20 protein-coding genes and 1 tRNA gene are annotated in these 20,294 nt (G+C 70.1%); 10 read left to right on the top strand and 11 right to left on the bottom strand.

Features of this window, described 5'->3' with window-relative positions; translation table 11 throughout:
- Positions 1–151 precede the first annotated feature (151 nt).
- On the top strand, positions 152–325 hold the full coding sequence (locus QSK39_RS22055) for a hypothetical protein (RefSeq protein WP_285479657.1): 174 nt from the start codon (positions 152–154) through the stop codon (positions 323–325).
- On the opposite strand, the gene QSK39_RS22050 is transcribed toward QSK39_RS22055, so the two are convergent.
- From QSK39_RS22050 to mdlC, 3 genes are read right to left on the bottom strand one after another with little or no spacing between them, the layout of a single operon-like run.
- Entirely contained in the window at positions 326–1,534 is a 1,209-nt protein-coding gene (locus tag QSK39_RS22050) for an MFS transporter (RefSeq protein ID WP_285479656.1), read from the bottom strand.
- Between the two features lie 7 nt (positions 1,535–1,541).
- Entirely contained in the window at positions 1,542–2,969 is a 1,428-nt protein-coding gene (locus tag QSK39_RS22045) for a benzaldehyde dehydrogenase (protein WP_285479655.1), read from the bottom strand.
- Positions 2,970–2,971: 2 nt separating this feature from the next.
- Positions 2,972–4,546, bottom strand: coding sequence for a benzoylformate decarboxylase (gene mdlC, locus QSK39_RS22040; RefSeq protein ID WP_285479654.1), 1,575 nt, complete (start codon positions 4,544–4,546; stop codon positions 2,972–2,974).
- Positions 4,547–4,645: 99 nt separating this feature from the next.
- On the opposite strand from mdlC, the gene QSK39_RS22035 reads away from it, so the two are divergent.
- The 3 genes from QSK39_RS22035 to QSK39_RS22030 all read left to right on the top strand — a co-directional run bounded on the left by QSK39_RS22035 (position 4,646) and on the right by QSK39_RS22030 (position 6,863).
- On the top strand, positions 4,646–5,536 hold the full coding sequence (locus QSK39_RS22035; RefSeq protein WP_285479653.1) for a LysR family transcriptional regulator: 891 nt from the start codon (positions 4,646–4,648) through the stop codon (positions 5,534–5,536).
- A gap of 59 nt (positions 5,537–5,595) precedes the next feature.
- Complete coding sequence (locus QSK39_RS53065; RefSeq protein WP_353051066.1) at positions 5,596–5,748, top strand: tryptorubin family RiPP precursor; 153 nt, start codon at positions 5,596–5,598, stop codon at positions 5,746–5,748.
- Positions 5,749–5,810: 62 nt separating this feature from the next.
- A complete protein-coding gene (locus QSK39_RS22030) occupies positions 5,811–6,863 on the top strand; it encodes a cytochrome P450 (RefSeq protein ID WP_285479652.1) in 1,053 nt (350 codons plus the stop codon).
- On the opposite strand, the gene QSK39_RS22025 is transcribed toward QSK39_RS22030, so the two are convergent.
- Entirely contained in the window at positions 6,835–7,611 is a 777-nt protein-coding gene (locus tag QSK39_RS22025; RefSeq protein WP_285479651.1) for a cellulose-binding domain-containing protein, read from the bottom strand. The genes QSK39_RS22030 and QSK39_RS22025 overlap by 29 nt on opposite strands.
- Positions 7,612–7,765: 154 nt before the next feature.
- On the opposite strand from QSK39_RS22025, the gene QSK39_RS22020 reads away from it, so the two are divergent.
- The 3 genes from QSK39_RS22020 (at position 7,766) to QSK39_RS22010 (ending at position 10,580) form a co-directional block, all read left to right on the top strand.
- The gene (locus tag QSK39_RS22020; protein ID WP_285479650.1) at positions 7,766–8,707 is read left to right on the top strand and encodes an NmrA/HSCARG family protein; all 942 of its coding nucleotides are present in this window, start codon (positions 7,766–7,768) and stop codon (positions 8,705–8,707) included.
- 36 nt (positions 8,708–8,743) lie between these two features.
- Positions 8,744–10,531: an AfsR/SARP family transcriptional regulator gene (locus tag QSK39_RS22015; protein ID WP_285479649.1), complete on the top strand. Its 1,788-nt coding sequence runs from the start codon at positions 8,744–8,746 to the stop codon at positions 10,529–10,531.
- Positions 10,497–10,580 (top strand) — tRNA-Leu (locus tag QSK39_RS22010). Before QSK39_RS22015 ends, QSK39_RS22010 begins: the two co-directional genes overlap by 35 nt.
- Here the strand turns inward: QSK39_RS22010 and QSK39_RS22005 are convergent.
- From QSK39_RS22005 to QSK39_RS21980, 6 genes are all read right to left on the bottom strand, one after another.
- Positions 10,562–12,313: a recombinase family protein gene (locus tag QSK39_RS22005; protein ID WP_285479648.1), complete on the bottom strand. Its 1,752-nt coding sequence runs from the start codon at positions 12,311–12,313 to the stop codon at positions 10,562–10,564. The genes QSK39_RS22010 and QSK39_RS22005 overlap by 19 nt on opposite strands.
- 148 nt (positions 12,314–12,461) lie before the next feature.
- Positions 12,462–14,588 (bottom strand): FtsK/SpoIIIE domain-containing protein, encoded by a 2,127-nt coding sequence (locus QSK39_RS22000; RefSeq protein ID WP_285479647.1) that lies wholly within the window; start codon positions 14,586–14,588, stop codon positions 12,462–12,464.
- Entirely contained in the window at positions 14,581–15,273 is a 693-nt protein-coding gene (locus QSK39_RS21995; protein ID WP_285479646.1) for a hypothetical protein, read from the bottom strand. Before QSK39_RS21995 ends, QSK39_RS22000 begins: the two co-directional genes overlap by 8 nt.
- Entirely contained in the window at positions 15,270–15,599 is a 330-nt protein-coding gene (locus tag QSK39_RS21990) for a hypothetical protein (RefSeq protein WP_285479645.1), read from the bottom strand. The genes QSK39_RS21995 and QSK39_RS21990 overlap by 4 nt, the downstream gene beginning before the upstream one ends.
- Complete coding sequence (locus QSK39_RS21985) at positions 15,596–15,931, bottom strand: WhiB family transcriptional regulator (protein WP_285479644.1); 336 nt, start codon at positions 15,929–15,931, stop codon at positions 15,596–15,598. The genes QSK39_RS21990 and QSK39_RS21985 overlap by 4 nt, the downstream gene beginning before the upstream one ends.
- Positions 15,928–16,116, bottom strand: a complete 189-nt coding sequence (locus QSK39_RS21980; protein WP_285479643.1) for a helix-turn-helix domain-containing protein — start codon at positions 16,114–16,116, stop codon at positions 15,928–15,930. Before QSK39_RS21980 ends, QSK39_RS21985 begins: the two co-directional genes overlap by 4 nt.
- A 156-nt stretch (positions 16,117–16,272) precedes the next feature.
- Between QSK39_RS21980 and QSK39_RS21975 the strand changes: the two genes are divergently transcribed.
- The 3 genes from QSK39_RS21975 to QSK39_RS21965 all read left to right on the top strand — a co-directional run bounded on the left by QSK39_RS21975 (position 16,273) and on the right by QSK39_RS21965 (position 18,707).
- Positions 16,273–16,653 (top strand): helix-turn-helix domain-containing protein, encoded by a 381-nt coding sequence (locus tag QSK39_RS21975; protein WP_285479642.1) that lies wholly within the window; start codon positions 16,273–16,275, stop codon positions 16,651–16,653.
- Between the two features lie 144 nt (positions 16,654–16,797).
- Entirely contained in the window at positions 16,798–18,360 is a 1,563-nt protein-coding gene (locus tag QSK39_RS21970) for a transcriptional regulator (RefSeq protein ID WP_285479944.1), read from the top strand.
- Positions 18,357–18,707, top strand: a complete 351-nt coding sequence (locus QSK39_RS21965; RefSeq protein WP_285479641.1) for a signal peptidase I — start codon at positions 18,357–18,359, stop codon at positions 18,705–18,707. The genes QSK39_RS21970 and QSK39_RS21965 overlap by 4 nt, the downstream gene beginning before the upstream one ends.
- Here QSK39_RS21965 and QSK39_RS21960 read toward each other — a convergent pair.
- A complete protein-coding gene (locus tag QSK39_RS21960; RefSeq protein ID WP_353051065.1) occupies positions 18,696–20,177 on the bottom strand; it encodes a helix-turn-helix transcriptional regulator in 1,482 nt (493 codons plus the stop codon). The genes QSK39_RS21965 and QSK39_RS21960 overlap by 12 nt on opposite strands.
- Positions 20,178–20,294: the final 117 nt, after the last annotated feature.

Genomic DNA, 20,294 nt, shown 5'->3' with positions numbered 1-20,294 from the left:
ACGAGGTCGGCGCCGCTCGGGTGGCCGTTGCCTGCCGACCGTGCCGGTCTCGCCATCCCCCGGCGCGCAACCCGGGCCCCGCCACTCTCCCGTGCAGGCGCGTCAGCCGCCCGGGTGTCTGAGCCCGGACAGCAGCGGGTACCACCCCGGCATGGACGACAAGATCCCCGACCGCACCGAAACCCGCGCCGAGCTCCTGCCGGAAGAACAAGCCGCCGAAAGCGCCGACCCCGAGGCCCAGGCCCGCGAAGTGCTGAAAGACTCCGACCGCCGCACCGAGGACCCCGAGCCCACCATGCGCCGGCGCCCCGAGGAAACGGCCTGACTACACCGTCGCCGGCTCCGCGTGCGCCTCACTCCGCAGCATCAGCACCGCGACCAGCCCCAACGCGGCCACGACGGCGAAGAAGTAGAACCCCCACGGGTACGCGACCCCGGCCGTGACCAGCGCGCCCGTCACGAACGGCCCGAGAATCGACCCGAGCCGCCCGACTGCCGACGTCAGCCCGAGGGCCGTGCCGCGGGCCTGCGCCGGGAACGCCTGCGCCACGTACCCGTAGATCAGCACCTGCGCGGAGAACACGAACACGCCGGTCAGCAGCACGACCGCGTTGAGCACGACCGCGTTGCCGATGCGCAGGCTCAGCGCGGCGAGCAGCACCGCGCCCGCGCCGAACCAGATCCGGGCGATCGGGCGGATGCCGAACCGGTCGGCGATCGTGCCGGCCAGCACCAGCCCGAGCACCGCGCCGATGTTGAGCACCAGCAGCAGCGTGATCGACGTCGAAATCGGGTAGCCGGCCGTGCGCATCAGCTGCGGCAGCCAGGTGTTGAGCCCGTACACCAGCAGCAGCCCCATGAACGAACCCGTCCACACGGCGATGCTGATCCGCCGGAACCGCGCGCCGAGCAGGTCGCGCAGGCCGACGCGCTCGGCCGCCGAGTCCTCCTTGGACGCGAGGTAGGCGGCCGACTCCGGCAGCTTCCACCACATCAGCGGCACGGCCAGCAGGCCGACGATCCCGCCGCCGTAGAACAGCACGTGCCAGTCGTCCTTGGCGGACAGCGCGAGGATCGACGTCAGCACCGCGCCGACGTGATACCCCGTCATGGTGAACGTGCTCGCGCTGGCCCGCCGCCGCGCCGGGAGGTTCTCCGACATCACCGTCAGCGCCACCGGCATGCACGCACCGAGGCCGAGTCCGGCGACGAACCGGAAGATCCCGAACGTCGCCACGTCCGGCGCCAGCGGCGTCAGCAGGGTGAACAACGAGAACAGCAGCACCGAGCCGATGAGCATGCCGCGGCGGCCGAAGCGGTCGGTGAGCGGGCCGAGGAACGCCGCGCCGACCGCCACGCCCACCAGCGACACGGTGGCGACCGCGGTCGCGCCGGCCGCGGTGAAGCCGAGGTAGCCGCTCTTCAGCAGGGTGGGGATGGTGGCGCCGAGCGCGACCAGGTCGTAGCCCTCGAGCAGGACGGTCAGCCAGCAGAGGACCGCCGTCCACACGGGACGGGAAGACGTCGTTGTCATCGTTTCCTCAGAAGGGGTAGCCCGCGATCTCCGCGCGGACGGTCAGCCATTGGGTCTCGGTGAAGGCTTCGATGTTGGCCTGGGCGCCGCCGAAGCGGGAGCCGTTGCCGGAGTCGCCGACGCCGCCGAACGGCGCGGTGGGCTCGTCGCCGACGGTCTGCTCGTTGATGTGCACCTTGCCCGAGCGGACCTCGTCGGCCAGCGTCATCGCGGTGCCGACGTCGCCGAGGATGCCGACCGACAGGCCGTACTCGGAGTCGTTGACGATCCGCGCGGCCTCGTCGAGGTCGCGGTAGGCGCGCACCGGCGCGACCGGACCGAAGATCTCCTCGCGCCAGGCCGGGTTCTCCTCGGACAGTCCGAAAAGGACGGTCGGCGGGTAGTACGGCGCGTCGGGTTTGCCGCCGGCCAGCACGCGAGCACCCGCCGCGACACTGCGGTCGACGACGTCGGTGACGTGCGCGAGCTGCCGGTCGTCGATGATCGGGCCGAGCGCGACGTCGCCGGCGGCCGGATTACCCACCGGCAGCCGGCGCGCCTTCTCCGCCAGTGCCTCGACGTATTCGTCCACTTGGGACTCGTGGACGAGGTGGCGGCCGGTCGTCATGCAGATCTGGCCCTGGTGCAGGAACGAGCCGAACGCGCCGGCGGACGCGGCCTTGGCGACGTCGGCGCCCGGCAGCACGACGAGCGCGTTGTTCCCGCCCAGCTCCAGGTGCACGCGCTTGAGCGCCCGCGCGGCGGCCTCGCCGACCTTGCGCCCGGCGGCCGTCGAACCGGTGAACGACACGACCGACACCTCGGGCGCGTCGACCACCGCGGCGCCGACGGCGGCGTCCCCGGGCAGCAGGTGCAGCAGGCCTTCGGGGAGTCCGGCCTCCTCGAAGACACGCACGATGCTGACCCCGCCGGACACCGCGGTGCGCAGGTCCGGCTTGAGCAGCACGGCGTTGCCGAGCGCGAGCGCGGGCGCGACCGAGCGGATGGCCAGGATCAGCGGGAAGTTGAACGGCGAGATCACCGAAACCACCCCGGCCGGGACGCGCCGGGCCAGCGACCAGCGCGGTTCGCTGGTGCTCAGCACTTCACCGCGCGGATGGGTGGGCAGGGCCGCGGCCTCGAAGCAGATCCCGGCCGCCATCTCCGTCTCGATCCCGGCCTTGGGCCGCGTCGAACCGGCTTCGCGGACGATCCAGTCCTGTACTTCGGCCGCGTGCGCCTCCCACAGTTCGCCGGCGCGGCGCAGCACCGCGGCGCGTTCGGCGGGCTTGCGCCGGGCCCAGTCACGCTGCACGGCGGCCGCGATCGCGGCCGCCTCCGCGACGTCGGCCGTCGTCGCGATGCCCACGCCGCCCAGGGTTTCCCCGGTGGCCGGTTCGACGACCGGGTGGGTCCCGCCGGTACCGCGGACGAAGTCTTCGTCGAGCAGGGTCATGATCACTCCGGGGAAGTCGGTTCGGTGTCGACCTGGATCAGCCGCGGGCCGTCCGGGATCGTCTTGAGCTCGGTGTAGAGGTGGTCGAGGTCGGTGACCGCGGTTGCGGGAACGCCGTAACCGGCGGCGATGGCGGTGAAGTCCAGGCCGGGGATCTCGGTGCCCGGCACGTCCGGCGTCCTGAGCACCTCGGCGAACCACTGCAGCGCGCCGTAGACGCCGTTGCGCAGGATCACGAAGGTGACCGGGACGCGGTAGTGCGCCGCGGTCCACAGCGCCGTGATGCCGTAGTTCGCCGAGCCGTCGCCGATGACGCCGACGACCGGGCGGTCCGGGCTGCCCATGGCGACGCCGACCGCGGCGGGCAGGCCGAACCCGAGGCCGCCGGCCGCGGGGAAGAAGTAGGAACCCGCGCGACGCAGGTCCATCTGCCGCCACCAGGCCGAGCTCGTCGAGGTCGATTCGACGACGTACCGGGTGTCCGCGGCCTGTGTTTCCCGCAGCGCCGCGAAGACCTGCTCCGGGTGCAACGCGTTCTCGCCGGTCCGGGGCTCCGGGTTCTCGACGTGGTCACCGCTCGACGTCCGGCCGGGCACCTTGGCCAGCAGCGCCTCGATCACCGGCGCGGCGTCGGCGACCAGCGCCTCGCCCATCGGCGCGCGAGCCGCGGCGCCGACGTCGTCGGTCACCTGGATCAGCCGCGTGCCTTCCGGCAGGTACGCACCGGGCAGGTACTGGTGGTAGCGGAACACCGGCGCGCCGAGGACGAGCACGAGGTCGTGCCCGGTCAGCGCGTCCGAGACCGGCGCGATGCCGGCCGGGAGCACGCCGCGGAAGAGCGGGTGCCGGTTGGGGAAGGGCAGCCGGTGCGGCGACGGCGCCACCCACGTCGGCAGGCCGAGGTGCTCGGCGAGCGCGACGGCGCGGTCGAACAGGCCGGTGGCGTCGAGGTCCCCGCCCAGGACGAGCGCGGGGTTCTTCGCCGCGGCGACGACGGCGGCGAGCTCGTCGAGCTGAGCCTCGCTCGGGGCCAAGCCTCTCTGCACGGTCCGGTCCAGGGTCACGGCGGCGTTCGCGTCCAGCTCGGCGGCCCAGTCGTCGTAGGGCACCGAGAGGTAGCTCGGGCGCCGGTGCAGCTCGGCTTCGAACACCGCCTGCGCGAGCGAGCGCGGGACGTCTTCGGCGCAGCTCGGCTCGCCGGACCAGGCGGCCAGGGGGCGCATCAGCTGCGTGGCGTCGACGTTGGCGAGCATCGCCTCCAGGCCGATGGCCGCCCGCACCTGCTGGCCGGCGGTGAGCACCAGGGGAGAGCGCGAGTAGACGGCGTTGGTCAGCGCGCCCATCGCGTTGCCCGAGCCGGCGGCGGCGTGCAGGTTGACCAGCACCGGCCGGCCGGTCGCCTGGGCGTAGCCGTCGGCCATCCCGACGACGGCGCCTTCGTGCAGGCCGAGGACGTACCGGAAGCCGTCCGGCAGCTCGGCGAGGAACGGCAGCTCGTTCGAGCCGGGGTTGCCGAAGATCGTGGTCAGGCCTCGGCGGTGCAGGAACTCGTGGGCGATCCGGCGGACGGTGGGCATGCGCGGGTCCTCCTCGGACGGGGTGGACCAGACCCTAGGGAAGCTGCCTGGTCGTGTTCCAATAGATGTTGGCCAGGTCGTTCATAGAGAGGATCGATGATGCGGGATTTCGACCTCAACCTGGTGCGCACGTTCGTGCTGCTCTACGAGACTCGCAGCGTGACCGCCACGGCGGAATCCCTGCACGTCACGCAGCCGACGATCAGCTACAGCCTGCAGAAGCTGCGGCGCCGGTTCTCCGACGAGCTGTTCCGCCGCACGGGCGGCGGCCTGGTGCCGACGACGACCGCCCGCGCGCTCTACGAACCCCTGCACAGCGCACTGTCCGGCATCGAGACGGCGGTCAGCGGCGCGTGGTCGTTCTCGCCGGCGACCGCCCGGGCGGCGTTCACGCTCTGCCTGTCGGACCTGGGGGAGATCTCGCTGCTGCCGCGCCTGATGGCGGCGCTGCCCGCGCGGGCGCCCGGCGTGACGCTCACGGTCCGGCCGCTGGACGTCGACCGCGCGGCCGACCAGCTCGGCCGCGGCGAGATCGACGCGTTCATCGCGTCGCCGCTGATCAGCTCGCAGCGCGTCGCACGGGTCCCGCTGTTCTCCGAGGGCTACTTGGGGATGGTGTCGCTCGACCACCCGCGCCTGGGCTCGTCGGTCGGGTTCGAGCAGCTGGCGGCGGAGCGCCACGTGACGGTGTTCGGCCCGACCGGCCACGACGGCCCGCGCCGCGCGCTCGAGGCGTGCGGGCTGCTCGACCGGGTGGTCCTGGAGGTGACCCGGTTCGCTGCCCTGCCGTACCTGGTCCAGGACGGCGAACTGGTGGCGATGGTCCCGCGCCTGGTGGCGGAGATGTTCGCGGCGCAGCACCGCGTCCGGCTGTTCGAGCTGCCGCTGGACGTCGAGCCGGCGCAGGTGTCGGTGTACACGCGCCACACGCACGCGCGCAGCCCGGCACAGCAGTGGCTTGTGACATTCATGCGCGAAGTGCTCAGCTGATTTAACACGCATTTTTCATCGCGCCCATTTCACGCCGAAAGATCTGGGCCGAACGTGTAGTGCTTCGTGCTGAACCGATCCCGCTTTGCCTAGTCTCGATCACGGTCCTGACAACCGAGCTAGGGAGGAATCCGGTGAAGCTCGTCCGCCTGGTCAAGAAAGCGCTTCCCAAGAAGAGCCTGAAGGCTTACGCCTGGTACGGCTGGATCTGATCGTCGCGGCCGGTCCCGGACACCCCCCGGGGCCGGCCCGTTCCCGTCGAGGAGTCCCGAACGTGGTCATCGCCCCCGCCCACCGCGAGGTCGTCTTCGCGCCCCGCCTGGAAGCCCTGCTGCGCGACCACCGCGACGGCGGGCTCTTCCGGCTCGAACGAGACACCGTCGGGATCGCGGACCCGGAGCTGATGGACGCCGTCCTGCGCGCCCGCCCGGCCAACGCCGAGGAACGGCCGACGTTCAAGCCGGTGCTGGGCCGCGCCGTCACCCGCGCCGAGTCCGCGAGCCTCATGCAGGCACTGGGCGCGGACGTGCGAGCGGCGCTGAAGCGGCCCGCCGACCGCCCCGACCTCACCGGCGCGTGGCCGGCCGTGCCGCACGACCACCTGCGCCGCTTCGTCTTCGGGCCGGAGCTGCGACGGTTCCGCGTGCTCGTCGACCGGCGCCTGGAGCTGACGCCCAAGCTGACGTGGTCGGCCGTCACCGCCGGCGCGGCGCTGGTCCGCCCGCCCGCTCCCGAAGTGCCGCTGTCCACCCTCGCGCGCCAGGTCGTGGCCGCCGAAACGCTGGCCGAGCGGCGGTTCCGGATGTACCTCTACCGCCGGGTCGCCGGGCCGATCTGCTTCACGGTCGCCGCGCTGGTGACCAACGCGGTGTGGCTCGGCGCGCCGTTCGACGACGACGTCCCCAACGAGTACGTCATCAACGAGGCGCTGCGGCTGCTGCCGCCGTCGTGGAACATCCTGCGTGTGCGCTCGCCGGAGTTCGCCGACGTGGACGCCCGCATCACGCCCGGCGACGACGTCCTGCTGCTGCCGCTGCTGAGCCACCGCTCGCCGAAGCTCTGGGAGGCGCCGGACGAGTTCCGGCCGCGGCGCTGGGCCGAGCTCGACGCCGACCGTCACCCGGGCTACCTGCCGTTCGGGCACGTCAGCGAGCGCTGCTGGGGCCGGCACCTGGTGCTGCCGCTGGCGTCCCGCTTGCTCGACGTCGTCCGCGCCGAAGGCCTGGTGCCCGATCCGCGGCGCACCCGCGCGCGCGTCGAGCTCGACGGCCTGCTGGAGCTGGCCGACGTGAAGATCGTCAGCCCGCGTCGCAGCGGGCGCCGTTGAGCGTGAACGCCGTGGGCGGCGGGTTGCCGTGGTCGAAGGCGCCGTTCAAGCCGGTGCTCACGGTGGCGCCCGGCGCGAGGGTGGCGTTGTAGGACTCGGCGGTCACCGTGACCCGGCTGCCGCTCTGGCTGTACTTCCCGTCCCAGCCGTGGGTGACCCGCTGGCCGGCGGTGAACGTCCAGGAGAGCGTCCACGGCGAGAGCGTTTCGCTGCCCTTGTTGGTGATGGCGACGCCCGCGGTGAAGCCGTCGTTCCACTGGTCCGTCACGGAAAAACGCACGACGCACGGAGCGGTCTCGACCTCGGCGGGCGGCGCCTGGCTCCGCGGCGGCGGGGCCGAGGACTCCGTCTGCCGCAGCACGGTCGGGATCGGCGTGGGGTTCGGTTTCACCGGGACCGGCGTGGTCGACCGCGGAGTCGTCGCCGGCGCGAGCGAGTCCGGGGTGAGCGCCGCCTGCCGCCCCGGGGAGCTTTCGGACGTGACCGCGATGAGCACGAGGCTGCCGAGCACCACGACGGCGCCGCCGACCGCGGAAACCCACCGGATCCGCCGTCCCGCCCGCTGCTGGGCCGCGGCCGCCTCCCGGGCCCGCTGCTCGAGGCGTTCCCGGTAGCCGTCGCCGGTGTCCTCGTCGCGGGCGGGCGTGGCCTCGGGCGGGCCGCCGAGCGACCGCGGCGTCGCCCCGGTCTCGCGGAGCAGCTCGGCGACCGAGATCTCGTCGTCCTGCCGCCGACCGGCGCGCGCCATCCGGATCCTCCAGTTCTGCGGCCCGACCGGCGAATCCTAGGAATCCCGGGGTGGTCTTGTAAACCGCGTGCACGCGGCGTGCACGCGCTGTGCACAGCGCCGCGCTTACCTGGACCGGTGGCCGGAACACCCGGCCCGGTCCCAGGAGGTTCCGATGTCCGACCAGAAGATCATCGCCGTCGTCGGCGCGACCGGCCAGCAGGGCGGCGGGCTGGCCCGCGCGATCCTCGACGACCCGGAGCGGCGGTTCGCCCTGCGCGCGCTCACGCGCAACCCGGACTCCGCGGCCGCGCAGGCGCTGGCCGCCCGGGGCGCCGAAGTCGTCGCCGCGGACCTCGACGACGAAGCGAGCCTCACGAAGGCCCTCGAAGGCGCGTACGGCGCCTACCTGGTCACCGCGTTCTGGGAGTACAACTCCGTCGAACGCGAGCAGCAGCAGGCCCGCGCGATGGCGGCGGCCGCGAAGACCGCGGGGCTGCGGCACGTGATCTGGTCGACCCTGCCGGACACGCGCCTGCACCTGCGCGACGACCGCGTGCCGACGCTCCACGAGCGGTACAAGGTCCCGCACTTCGACAGCAAGGCCGAGGCGGAGAAGTTCTTCGTCGAGGCGGGCGTGCCGACGACGTTCCTCTCCACGACGTTCTACTTCGAGGCGTTCGTCGACTTCTTCCGCCCGGTCCGCGACGACGACGGCGTCCTCGCCCTGCACCTGCCGATGGGCGACGCGCGGCTGCCGGGCATCGCGGCGGAGGACATCGGCCGGACGGCGTTCGGCGTCTTCGCGCAGGGCCCGTCGGCGGCGGGGGAGCGGATCAGCATCTCCGGTGAGAACCTGACCGGCGAGGAGTACGCGGCGGCGTTCGCCAAGGAGCTCGGCACCGACGTCGCGTACCGGCCGATGAGCGTCGAGGCGCTGCGGTCGTCGGGCTTCCCCGGCGCCGACGACCTCTCGAACATGTTCTTCTACTACGCGGAGCACGAAGACGTGTTCGCCGGCGCGCGCGACCCGGAGGCGGTCCGGGAGCTGAACCCGCGGCTGCAGGACTTCGCCACCTGGCTCGCCGGGCACCGGGAGGCCTTCCGGGGGCTGTGACGGAATACCGCTCCGCGGCGGCAGGTTGCGCTCTGCGTGACCGATGCGATGCGGTTCGAAGTCCTGGGCCCGGTCCGGGCGTGGCGCGGCGACGCCGAGATCGAGCTGGGCCCGCCGCAGCAACGGGCGGCGCTCGCGGTGCTGCTCCTGCAGGAGGGCACGCCGCTGTCGCCGTCCCAGCTGGTCTCGGCGTTGTGGGGCGGCGCCGAGCCGAGGGCGGCGGTCGGCATGGTGCGCTCGTACGTGTCACGCCTGCGGCACGCGGGGGTGCCGATCGAGTCCACCGGCGGCGGTTACGCGATCCGGCCGGCCGCCCTGGACGTCACGGAGTTCCAGCGCCTGCTGTCGTCGGCCACGGCCGAATCCCTGCGCGCGGCGCTTCTCCTGTGGCACGGCACGCCTTTGGCCGGGGTGAACGGCGACTACGCGGAGGCCGCCCGCGTCCGGCTCGCCGAGCTGCACCGGACGGCCCGCGAGGACCTGGCGGCGGCCGACATCGAGGCAGGGCGGCACGTCGAAGCGGTGGCGGCACTTTCCGGCTTGATCGCGGAGCAGCCGTTGCGCGAGCGGCCCCGCGAGCTGCAGATGCTGGCGTTGTACCGCTCGGGCCGCCAGGCCGAGGCTCTGGACGTCTACGCCCGGACGCAGCGCCTGCTCGAGTCCGAACTGGGCCTTTATCCCGGTCCTGAGCTGCAGGAGATGCAGCGCCGGATCCTCGCGGCGGACCCTTCGCTGGCGCCGCTGTCCCGCCCGTCGCAGCTGCCCCCGGACCTCCCGGAGTTCGTCGGCCGGGTTCCGGAGACCGCGGCGCTCTCCGAAGCGCTGACCAGGGCATCGGTGATCGGCATCGAGGGCCTGGCGGCGATCGGCAAGACGGCGTTGGCGGTCCACATCGGCCACACCCTGACCCCGAACTTCCCGGACGGCCGCCTGTTCCTGGACATGGCCGAGTCGGCGGACCCGCTGTCGGAGCTGTTGCGCGGCATCGGCGTGACGGACCTCCCGCAGTCGGTCAGCGAGCGAGCGGCGCTGTGGCGAACCCGCACGACGGGCCGCCGTCTGCTGGTGATCCTGGACAACGCGCGCCCAGCGGACGACCTCCGCCCCCTGCTCCCCGGCGCGGGAGGCCCGGCAGTGATGATCACGGCCCGCCAGCGCAGGTACGACCTGGCCCAGGCCCACTGGACAAAACTGGACGGCCTGGACCTCCCGGACTCGATGGCGCTGCTCACCCGGCTCCTGGGCCCCGAGCGAGTCGGCCGCGAGCTTCCCGAGACGCGGACGATGGCATCCCGCACAGCGGGCCTACCCCAGGTGCTCCAGGCAATCGCCGCCCGCTTGGCGTCCCGCCCGGCGTGGACGATGGCGGAGGCGTTGAAGCGAGTGGGCCGCCCGGCGCCGGGATCACCGGCAAGGCCCCCGGAGTGCCAGGCGATCGAGAAGCCGTACGAGTCGGCGCTGGCGGAGCTGACCCCCGGGCAGACCCGGGCATTCGCGTTGTTGTCGGCCTTCCCGACGTTCTCGACGGCAACGGCATCCGAGGTCCTGGACCTGGGCCGCGCGGAGACAACGATCCTGCTGGAGTCCCTGGCGGACGCACACTTACTGGACCCATCCGGCCCGGAGCGCTACAGCTACCAGGAGCCGGTCCGCATGTTCGCCCGAGGACACAGGGCTGAATCGATGCAGCCGATCCGAAACTCGCCGATGATGCCAGAGGCGCTTCAGGAGCGGATCCAGACCCCCCTGAAGGAGGGCGAGGAGGAGCCGTATACTCTTTCTTCAGCAGGTCCGAGTGGCGGAATGGCAGACGCGCTAGCTTGAGGTGCTAGTGCCCTTAACGGGCGTGGGGGTTCAAGTCCCCCCTCGGACACACACGTTACCCACACGGGGAGAGGCAGTCACAGTGACTGCCTCTTTTTTGTTGTCGTAGACCACCTGTAGGCCCAGGTCGCGGTAGACCTGCGTGATCCTCTCCGGGGCCCGCGAGTTCAGGTGCCTGGCGACGTCGCCGAGTTGGTCGAGCATGGCGTACACCTCCGCCACGTCGACCGCCTGCGTGTCCGGCAGGTGCTTCAGCTCCTCCATCGCCGCCTGCCGCTCGGCCTGTGCGCGTTTCATCGGCTCGACGAAGTTGACTGGGTCTACGCCGGCCTCGATGGCTGCAAGGTGCCGCCGTAGCTTCTCCTCGGCGCCCTTCAGCCGCTTCTCCGCGTTGGCTCGACGGCCGTCCACCCGGCCGTCCTGCGACCCGGTCAGCAGCCGTACCGTGTCGTCGCGGTTGTCCGGGTCGAAGACCTGGCACAGCCACTCGTTGATTGGCCGCACTACGACGTCCTCTCGAAGGTTCACCGTCTTCGGGTGATCGGCCAGCGCCGCCGATCCTGGCGTCATCGTCCGTGCGATACACCGGTAGTAGACGCCCTTCCTGATCGCCGCACCTTGCATCTTCCGGGTGCAGATCTCGCAGCGCACCAGCCCCTTCAACAGGTAAGTGTGCTTGGTGGCTGCCCGATTCCGTTCGAGCTTGGCAATCCCGGGCAATCCGCCGGCCGCGCGGGACCTGCGCATCAACTGCGCCTGCGTAAACGCCTCGACAGAAACAATCTCCGGGTGCGCAGGTCGCCGCGACCGAACAACGCGATCCGGCGCCGCTCGCTTGAACCGCACGACGTGCCCCGCGCTGACGTCGTCCGGATTCAGCAGCGTCTCTTGCTTGGTCCAACGCCCGAAGATCGCGTACCCGGTGTACCGCGGATTCTCCAGAATGGATCGGACGGTGCTGCCTTGCCAACCGTCGGCGAGCCGGTGCCGGTTCTGGTCGGGCCGGCGTTCCGAAGGGCAGGGCACTCCGTCCTCATTGAGCCCCTTCGCGATCGCTCGATCGCCGACCCCTTCCATATACTCGGCGAATATCCGCTGGACCACCTCGGCTGCGTCGGGATCGATGGCCAGCACGCGCAGCCGGAACCCCTCAGCGGCCTTTCGGGGATTCGGGTGCGGACCGCCATCAACGACGACGTACCCATACGGCGCCCGGCCGCCCTGGTGTCGCCCTTCGTTGACAACCTGCGCGTCCATCGCCGCGCGGACACGTGCCTGGACGTGCTGGCGTTCCGATTCGCTCATCCCGCCGAGCACGCTCATGAGCATCTTGTGCGACGGGTTCCGCGCGTCGTACTTCCCGCCAAGCTCCGGCACCCACAGGTCGACGCCGTACGCGGCGAACCGGGGTGCGATGAGCGAGAACTGATTGCCGAACCAACACCGGGTGCCCTCGCCGACCACGACGGCGTTCCACGTCCGCCGGGGGTTCTTCAACTCGGCGAGCAGTCGCGCGGCCTCGTCCCGGCGTTCCCAGGGGACCGACCGCGACTGCCCGATGTCGAAGTACTCGGCGACGATCCGGCCGCCCAGCGGCTCGACGAACTTCCGAGCGTTCCCGAACTGCCAACCGCGAGAGGTCTCCGGGTCCTGGTTGTCTTCTGTCGAGCACCGGCCGTAGGCCGCGAGTTCACCGATCCCGTCGTCGACCGGCTCGGCCACCTCAAGACCAAGGATGTCGTCCAGCGTCGACCACGGATCGTTGCTGATTTCAGCCGTCACGGTTCCTCCTCTACCGGTCCGTCCAGGACCGGCACCTCGGTAAGCTCGATCAGAACGGCCAGCAGCCCGCGTGCCACGGCTGGCGTCAGCGCTGGCAATCCCGCAGGTAGAATAACCCGGATCGGTCGATCCTCGGAGTGAGTGGCGCTCATGACCGACCTTCCTGCCCGGTCGACTCGCCGCCTGCCCTCGCGCGGTCGATTGCGCTCCTGATTTCAGCCGTCCGGTATCCGCGAACCTGCCGTGTCTCGCCGTCTTCGCCGGTCACGCGGTCTCGCGTCGGCCGGCATCCCACCTCGGCCATCTGCTGCGCGAACGTCCGCGAGTCGACCTCCAGGACGTCCAGCAACTCAGCTGTCGGCACAAAGTCTCGGCCGTCTGGCCCGAGATCGTCTCCCAGGCACTCAATGAGCGATGCGAGCACCTCGGGTAGTTCGCCAGGCGACTCAGCCGCGTGACCTGCACCGATTGCCTTGACCGCGGCTGCATGGTCGAGCACCGGCATGGCGTCCTGCCCGGCCGCGTGCCCGGTGAGCGTCCCGGCCGCCTCTCGCAGCGTCCGGCCCTGCTCGCAGATAGTCCGCCAATCCTCGTTCGGCATGTAGTACGTCCGAACCGTCATGGCCAGCACATCGGCGCCAGCTGACGTGTCGCCGTCCGGCCGCAGGATGCCCACACCCTTGTGCGAGGGAAGCAACCGACTGGAGTCGAACCCGCGCGTGTTCATCTGCTCGCCGAGGACAATGTTCGAGTCGCGCCAGTCCATCACCCGCAGCGCGAACCGCGACCCAAGCACCGCCCGCAGCCCCGACGGGATCGTCTTCGAGTCCGGCCGCTGAGTGGCGAGCACCAGGACGATCCCAGCGGCCGGCCCCTTCTTCGCCAGCCACGTCAGCAACTCGCCGACGTACTCACCCGCGGCCAGCTTCTTTCCCTGCACGTCCACGGGCGTCCGGTCTTCCAGTGGAACCTGAACCTCATCGATGAAGATGGCCGTGATCGGCATGTTCAGCGCCTTATCGCGGGACATCTCCGGCGTGACCTTCGATTCCGGACACGTCAGGTCGTCCAGGTCGCGCATCCGCCGGAACCTCGTCTGAACCTCGCCGACCAGCTCAATCAGCCAGTCCACAAGCGCCAGAACGTGTTCGGGTTCGTCGCCGGACATGAACCGGTGCGCCACCAGGCCGGCCGCGTCCCAGTCCTTCCCGGCCTTGAAGTCCGCTACGTACAGGCGTACCCAAGCGTCCAAGATGAGACCGGCCGCCGCGAGCCGGGCGGCGAAGGTCTTGCCCTGACGAGGGATGGCCCCGACCAGCAGGGACGTCCAGACCAGCGGAAGGTCAATCCGCCGGTCCCGCGCATCCCGCCCGAACGGGATCGGCCGCCACGCATCCCAGTGCGCCACGCCAAGCAGCGGCGTCCGCAACGGCGGCGACGCGTACGGGTCCTCATCAGCCACCCACATCGACACCCGTCCGGCGTGTCCACCGTTGCCGCGGACTCGTTCGACGATCAGCTGAACCTCATCGACGGCGAGCGCCGACGCGAGCGCATCCCGGTTCTTCACCACGTCGGCCGCCTTGCGGGTAGCCGGAAGGTCGACGGTGACCGCCCAGCCGTCGCCGACACGCGTCGCACGCTCGACGAGCCGCAACGCCTCGTCCTTGCCGATCAGCTTCGCGTCCCGGAACGCGTCCACCAGCACCTGCGGGTCCATCGTCCAGGTCAAGGTGCGCGGCCCGGCGAGCGCCGGCTTTCGGCCAGGACTGCCGTCCTTCTTGCGCCCAAGGACCGCGAGCCCCACGGAGGCGGCGGCTCCGCCAATCCACAGAGGATCGGTGCCGTACACCAGGTCAACGACGGCCACCCCCACGGCCGCGACGACCAGGACGGCACCGGTCACCTTCCAGCGGAACAGGGTGAGCGCCCGAATCTCCGTGAACTTGTCGGCCAACTTCTCCGACTCCTCGGCCGCCGTCCGGTAGTCCCGGACGGTGACCCACCCACGCCACCACCGCACCCCGACGACCAGCCCGCGAACAACCGCGCCGACGTACCGCCATGGCGACTTCACCAGCCCAACGACGGCATCCTTGCCCGCCTGGACAGCCTGAGGCTTGCTCTTCAGCCACAACGGCACCCGCGGCGAATGCCGCCACCACCGGACGAAGCGGTTCGTCTTTGGCTCCCGCCGACGCGGCTGAGGCAACGTGTCGTCGATCAACTCGCCGTCGAACACGGGATCGGCCTTGACCGGCAATGAGTCAGCCATTGCCCACCTCCGACCGCAGCGCCCGCGCCAGCCGGGGCGACAGGCCCCGCGAGCAGCCGGTAGCCCGCCGCACCCACGCCGGCGTGATCTCGACGTCCGGCGCCCAGCTCTCCCGAGCGATAGCGAGATAATCGGCGAACAGCACCCGTCGCCCACCGTTCTCCTGCTGAACGGGGCGTCGTTCAGCTGCGACCAGCACGGCATCGGTGAGCTTGTCCCGCAGGTCGGTGATCGCCTCGACGGCGACGAACACGACGAGCGGCGGCACCGAGTGCAGCACGATGGCGGCCGCTTCCCCGGCCGCGAACGACGTCCAGGTGTTCATGACGTAGGTGGCGGCAAGCGTGAACCACTTCGCTCGTCGCACCCACACGCCGGTCTGGACCTGGTATCGCGCGGTGACCTGCTCCGCCCGCAGGATCGCCAGCAGAACGAGAGAGACGGTCGGGTCCAGCACCCACGCGGCCAGCCACGGCAGCGACCCCGCCTGAGTGCCTGCCGACGCGAAGCCCTGGACGTTGGTCATCGTGAAGGCCAACCCGAGCACGATCCCCGACCAGCACATCCAGTCGACCTGCCGCCGCACGCGCTCGATCCGCAGCGCGACGACGTCCGGATCGGTCTGGTAGGCGCGCACCTCCGCGGCTTCGGCGGCGTCCTGCGCGAGCCGTTGTGCCCGGTTCATCGCCGACCACCTCGCTTCGACGTGTCGACGGTGGTCACCGTCATTGCGCGGGTCAGGGCATAGGAGGCGAACAGCGCCGGCAGCCCGAGCACGGCGAACAGCAGCCACGGGCTACCCGGATGAGCGATCACGACCCACTGAACAGCGACGATCAGCCCGGCGTTGAACAGCACCCGCCCGGCCAGTGACACGAACCGTGCCCCGCTCCGAGCAGCTTCGGCGGCGGCCTTCGCTCGGCGGGAACCGGCCCGCCAGACCCAGAGCAGCACGAGCAGCACGCCGACACCGGCGAGGATCTGCGTGGGCGTCACGGTGAGTCCGTTCATCGCGCACCCCGATCGGTCCGCTCGCCACGCCGCAACCAGAGTGGGTACAGCGCGCGCTGGTCGTCGTCGGTCATCCCGCCCCAGACGCCGACGGTGTCGAGGCCGGCCGTCCGCAACTCCAGCTCGAGGCACTCGTCCCGAACAGGGCACCCACCGCACAGCCGCTCGGCCAGCTGGCCGTCGCTGTCAGCGTCGGGTGGCCCGTCGTCCGGCGGAGGCCACATGCAGACTCCTTCGCTGGTCACGACGTCGGTCAGGACTTGGGTCGGAACCCAGCGCAGCCGATCCAGCCGCCACGCGATCCCGATCGACTGCAGGTCATCGGCGCTCATGCGGCACCTCCGGCCTGACGCGACCCGAGCAGACGGGCCAGCTCGGCCGACGACACACGGAGCCCCGAACGACAGCGGGTGGCGCGCAGCTCGTGCGTCCGGATCGCGCGGCTGACCGCAGCGCGGGACACGCCGAGCAGCCAGGCCGCTTCTCGAATGGTGTGAAAGGTGATTTGCGAGTTCATGAGAAAGACCAATCTGATGATTTCAAGACTATGTTGTTGATTTCAGCTCTTCGAAGGGCGCGTTTGTCCGACGCGCCGCCGACGAAGCGCTAAGCGACGTGGTGAAGGCTTGAAGAACCGCTAATCTCGGCGCTGAGGCGGAGCGCGGAGGAATACGTGACGGAGGACTGGGCGGCAGTCGCCAAGGCCATCAACATGCGCGTGAACGAACTCGGCTGGCGACAACGCGAGCTGGCCGAGCGTTCGCACGTGTCGCAGGCGATCGTGCGCGAGCTCCAGCACCACACAGTGGAGCGCCGCCGGAGCGCGCGCACGCTCGAAGCGCTGTCGACGACGCTGGGCTGGCACCCGCAGCACCTGTTGGCCGTGCTGCAAAACCGTACCCCGCCGCACCCGGGCGAGCCGGCCGACGACGGCCACGAGCTGTGGTCCCGGCTGGACGCGCTGGAACAGCGCCTGGCCGAGATCACCGACCGGCTGGAGGACGTCCAAACGAGCCTCGCGACCGTGGTCGAGCACGTGAAGCCGAAGCGTTAGCGGCGGGCGATTCGGGCTGGTGAACCAGGTGATTTCCATACCTAGAATTGAAGGCCGAAACGACGCCCGATCCCATGCACAACCAGTGCAGAAGCAGTGCGCAACCACTGCATATCCGCTGCACAAGAGCGCTTCGGGGCGGCAATGAGCGGAGTGGGCGGCTGGACCGGACGGTCAGCGTCAGCGCTGCAATCCGCGTTGCGGCTGAGCAATGAGAAATTCGCCGAGAAACTCGGAATCGGCGCACGTACGGTCGCGTCCTGGCACCAGAAGCCAGACCTTCGCCCGCAGTCGGAGATGCAACAGGTCCTCGACACCGCGTATGAGCGAGCGTCGGACGCCGAGCGAGCCCGCTTCGCCGCGCTGACCGGCGACGGGCCGGCCGCCCACACGAGGCCGGACACGAAGGAAGCCGATCGACGACTGGCCGCGGACCCCCACATCGGCGCGGCCCTCGAATGGCTCGACCAGCACGCCTACCGAAGCCCCGGCGCTGCACGCCGCGCCGTAGCCGAGCAGGCTGCGCGCGTCGACGCGCAGGAGGCGTACGCCCGGGCCACGCGCCGCGCGTGGGTCGATCAGCGCGCCGTGACCGACGCACTCGCCGAGTACTACGGCCGGCACCACGGCGACCACGGCTTGTACGCCGGAAGCTGCGGTGACCAGGCCGTGAACACCAGCATCCTGACCTGCGCTGATTGGCTCGATCTGGCGTGCGAACTACGCCCGCCGCACGACGGGCTCACGATCGCAAGCGCCCGGCCAGACCCGCGGGAAGTCCTGGACGAGCACGCGACGAAGGCAGCGGTCAACCGGCTCGCCGAGACGGTAGCCATGAACACCCGGCTCATGAACGCGCCGCTCTATCGGCTACTGAGCACGGACATCCGTGAACGCCACCTCGGCGGCACGTTCGGGGTGGACCACTTCGTCCACTACGCCCTGACCATGGACCTCCTCGAAGGCGAGCTGCTCGACGCGCTCGCAGCCGGCGACACGACGTCGTTGCCCCTGCGTGATCGCTACCTCCCACACGTAGGCGCGATCCTGGACGTCGGCGGCCGACTCTGCGCAGGCGGAGCACTGGCTCTGACAGCCATCGCTCGGCCGGCCGACCCCTACCGCGGCGAAGCGGACTACGTGCTCCTGGTCCAGGAACGCTCCGGCCACGTACTCAACGCCACGCGCCGGTTGGCCGTCATCCCGAAGGGCTTCCACCAGCCGCTCACTGATGTACGGCGAGAAACCCAGATCGGCGCGACGTTGCGTCGAGAGATGGAAGAGGAGCTGTTCGGCCGGCCGGACGCTGACAACACGGTCGCCGACACGCTGACCGCGGACCCGATGCACCTCACCAGGCTCACGGAGCCGATGCGCTGGCTCCTCGCCGAGCCCGGCCGCCTACGGATGGAGTGCACCGGCTTCGGCCTGAACCTCGTGAGTGGGAACTACGAGTTCGCAAGCCTGATCGTCATCGACGACGAAGAATTCTGGACACGCTACGGTGGAGTGATCGAAGCGAACTGGGAATCCGCGACTCTTCGTCAGTATTCGACTACTGATGCCGAACTCGTCACCGAGTTGTTAGGTGATGTAGCGTGGAGCAACGAAGGACTGTTCGCCATGACACAAGGGCTTCGACGCCTTGCGGAAATCGGCGGAAGGCGCGTGAAACTGCCCGCGATCGAATGGGAGATACGCCAGTGAGCGACGGTTGGACCGCAGGCAACGCCAACGAAGACGCGGCGGACACGCGCGGCTGGTTGGTCGGCCACTTCATCGATCCGTCGCAGGGTGTCCGAGCCTCCAAGGACGTCGAAGTCAAGTGGGCCAACCATCCTGCGGGGGACAAGCGCCCTGAGTGGACGTCCGACGACCAGCGAACCACGCTCGTGATGCTGATCTCCGGAGAGTTCCGCGTAGAGGTCACCGGCGGCGGCAAGATTATGACGCGCCAGGGTGACTACATGATGTGGGGACCGGGCATCGACCATTCTTGGGAAGCGTTGGCGGATTCGGTCGTCCTGACCGTTCGCTGGCCTTCAGCAACTTAATTCGACGGCGGGAATCTTCACTCGATCACCGCCGATCTCGGCGAGCCGACGCAACCCCTGGAGAAAAGCGAACAGTCCTTCGTTGCTCCAGTTTTCGTCACCGATCAGTTCGGTGACCAAGTCACCGTCGAGCGTCGAATACTGCTGCAGGCCGGCTGCCTCCCAGTTCGCCTCTACGTCGCCACCGAACCGCGGCCAGAACTCCTCATCCTCGATCACGACCAGGCTGGCGAACTCGTAGTTCCCGCTGACCAGGTTGAGCCCGAACCCGGTGCACTCCATGTGCAATCGGCCGGGCTGCTCGGTCAGCCACCGCATCGGAGTGGACAGCCTGGTCGGATGCATGGGATCGGCGACCCTGAGGTCTCCGGCGGACCGGTCGACGTCCGTCCTGCCGAACAGCTCCTCCTCAAGCTCGCGGCGCAGGGTAACTCCGATCCGGGCGTCTGCCCGCCGGTCCGCGAGCGGCCCATGGAAGCTTTTCGGGATCACCGACAGACGATTGGCCGTGTTCACGACCTGCGCTGACCTCTTCTGCACCAGCAGCACGAAGTCGGCGCCACCACGGAACGGGTCCGCCGGCCGCGCGATCGCTGTCAACGCCAGAACGCCACCCGCGCAGAGACGGCCGGGCAGGTCGAGCACCGCGGACACGTCGGGCAGCTGGCGGTCACGGAGTGGCATGTGCCCTGGACGGGCGCTGCGACCGCTCGCCAAGTGCTCGATCAACTCGCGTTCCAGCAGGTCGACGCCAAGCGCGTATTCGACAAACGACCCGATCCCGACCTTCGCCCTCAGTGCTCCGGGCTGCGGGTCGACCTCGAGCAGCCGGTAGAGGGGAACGTCGGTGATCCGGATGCCGCCCGCTGCTGCGTCCGCGAGACGCTGCACCGCAGCTCGCTCATCGACCACCGCCGATGGCCTCGCTCTGCCACCCTCGAAGGTGGTGTGCTCGCTCGTGGGTGTCAGCGAGCAGGCGAGATCCAGCCACGCCGGCCGCGTAAGGACGCTGGTGGTCACCTCCACCTGACCGCAGCGCGCGACGTAGGGCCGGTGGTCGCTGGTCGCCGGCGCGTAGTAGTCAGCCAGGGCATCCGCGATGACGCTTCGCGGCGGATTCGGCCGGTTCCGAGTTGAGGCGGCTGCGCTCGCGTAGACCTGCTCACGGGCTCTGCCCAGCGGCCACCCGGCACGCCGATCGAGCCAAGTGAACACCGGCTCGAACGAGTCGTTGGGGTTGAACTCCCGCGTGACGGCGCTCGGACCGATCAGGGCCTGCAACTCGTCTCGTGAACGACCGAGCACGCTCGCGAGCTTCGGCCAGAGGTAGGGGAGTGGCACGTAGTCGCCCGCCTCCCAGCGAGCGACGGTCGACCGGTCGACGTGCAGCACGTCCGCCAGACCCTCCTGGGTGAAGCCGGCGACCTTACGAGCTGAGATCAGCCCATCGCGACGTCGCCCCATGGGCATGACCAACCTCCAACCCTGCGTGACCAGATCAATGTAGCAGCAGTAACCGCAGCTCAGAACGACTAGTGCGACCTACGCGCCACACAACTGCCGCACTGCTGCTCTGGTCGTCGGACC

The organism is Amycolatopsis sp. NBRC 101858 (assembly GCF_030269325.1).
GTDB lineage: Bacteria > Actinomycetota > Actinomycetes > Mycobacteriales > Pseudonocardiaceae > Amycolatopsis > Amycolatopsis ponsaeliensis.
Note: the sequence above shows the minus strand (reverse complement) of the source record. Positions and strands in the feature narration are given on the sequence as shown.

Excerpts from the sequence above, each read along its gene's own strand:
- QSK39_RS22055 (WP_285479657.1), top strand. The coding sequence starts at position 152 with ATGGACGACAAGATCCCCGACCGCACCGAAACCCGCGCCGAGCTCCTG.
- QSK39_RS22050 (WP_285479656.1), bottom strand. The coding sequence starts at position 1,534 with ATGACAACGACGTCTTCCCGTCCCGTGTGGACGGCGGTCCTCTGCTGG.
- QSK39_RS22045 (WP_285479655.1), bottom strand. The coding sequence starts at position 2,969 with ATGACCCTGCTCGACGAAGACTTCGTCCGCGGTACCGGCGGGACCCAC.
- mdlC (WP_285479654.1), bottom strand. The coding sequence starts at position 4,546 with ATGCCCACCGTCCGCCGGATCGCCCACGAGTTCCTGCACCGCCGAGGC.
- QSK39_RS22035 (WP_285479653.1), top strand. The coding sequence starts at position 4,646 with ATGCGGGATTTCGACCTCAACCTGGTGCGCACGTTCGTGCTGCTCTAC.
- QSK39_RS22025 (WP_285479651.1), bottom strand. The coding sequence starts at position 7,611 with ATGGCGCGCGCCGGTCGGCGGCAGGACGACGAGATCTCGGTCGCCGAG.
- QSK39_RS22020 (WP_285479650.1), top strand. The coding sequence starts at position 7,766 with ATGTCCGACCAGAAGATCATCGCCGTCGTCGGCGCGACCGGCCAGCAG.
- QSK39_RS22000 (WP_285479647.1), bottom strand. The coding sequence starts at position 14,588 with ATGGCTGACTCATTGCCGGTCAAGGCCGATCCCGTGTTCGACGGCGAG.
- QSK39_RS21995 (WP_285479646.1), bottom strand. The coding sequence starts at position 15,273 with ATGAACCGGGCACAACGGCTCGCGCAGGACGCCGCCGAAGCCGCGGAG.
- QSK39_RS21990 (WP_285479645.1), bottom strand. The coding sequence starts at position 15,599 with ATGAACGGACTCACCGTGACGCCCACGCAGATCCTCGCCGGTGTCGGC.
- QSK39_RS21985 (WP_285479644.1), bottom strand. The coding sequence starts at position 15,931 with ATGAGCGCCGATGACCTGCAGTCGATCGGGATCGCGTGGCGGCTGGAT.
- QSK39_RS21980 (WP_285479643.1), bottom strand. The coding sequence starts at position 16,116 with ATGAACTCGCAAATCACCTTTCACACCATTCGAGAAGCGGCCTGGCTG.
- QSK39_RS21970 (WP_285479944.1), top strand. The coding sequence starts at position 16,798 with ATGAGCGGAGTGGGCGGCTGGACCGGACGGTCAGCGTCAGCGCTGCAA.
- QSK39_RS21960 (WP_353051065.1), bottom strand. The coding sequence starts at position 20,177 with ATGCCCATGGGGCGACGTCGCGATGGGCTGATCTCAGCTCGTAAGGTC.